The 468-nt window shown below is 29.3% G+C and carries 1 pseudogene; it reads right to left on the bottom strand.

Annotation, left to right across the window (positions count from 1 at the left end):
* Positions 1–126: pseudogene (locus J7R10_RS08620) on the bottom strand (type II toxin-antitoxin system RelE/ParE family toxin); the annotation flags it as partial.
* Between the last annotated feature and the right edge of the window lie 342 nt (positions 127–468).

The following is a 468-nucleotide window of genomic DNA, read 5'->3' as shown; positions in this document are numbered from 1 at the left end:
CGTAGCACTTGTTAAAGCCGTTAAAATAATACGTAACTTTTTTGTGTGAGCTGCTTGAATAGCTTTTGTGGAACCCGTTGTGTAAAATAATTTTAAGCCTTTATGCTTGAAGCTCACAATTGCCATTACCATTTCCTATCGTATACTATAACTATACGAACCATAACAATAAAAGTCAAGTATCATGCCTACAAATCTGATTTAATATCTAGGAAAAATGGGTAGGAATAAGCGATAAAAAACTTCAAAAAGGTGCGGGATAGGGTATAAAAAAGCTTAATAGAATCAATAAGTACAAATTCCCTTACTTTTACAATAACCTATTGATTTTATTAATAACTGGTACGCCTTCATCACCCTCCATTTATTCTATAAGATTTTATTGTTAAATTTGGTGATAATATCACAATATTTCTATTAAAAATTGAAATTCCTTTCCATTTTATTACCAAAAATTTTCAATATTCA

It is taken from the genome of Bartonella vinsonii subsp. berkhoffii ATCC 51672 (genome assembly GCF_902825225.1).
Lineage (GTDB): Bacteria > Pseudomonadota > Alphaproteobacteria > Rhizobiales > Rhizobiaceae > Bartonella > Bartonella berkhoffii.
Note: the sequence above shows the minus strand (reverse complement) of the source record. Positions and strands in the feature narration are given on the sequence as shown.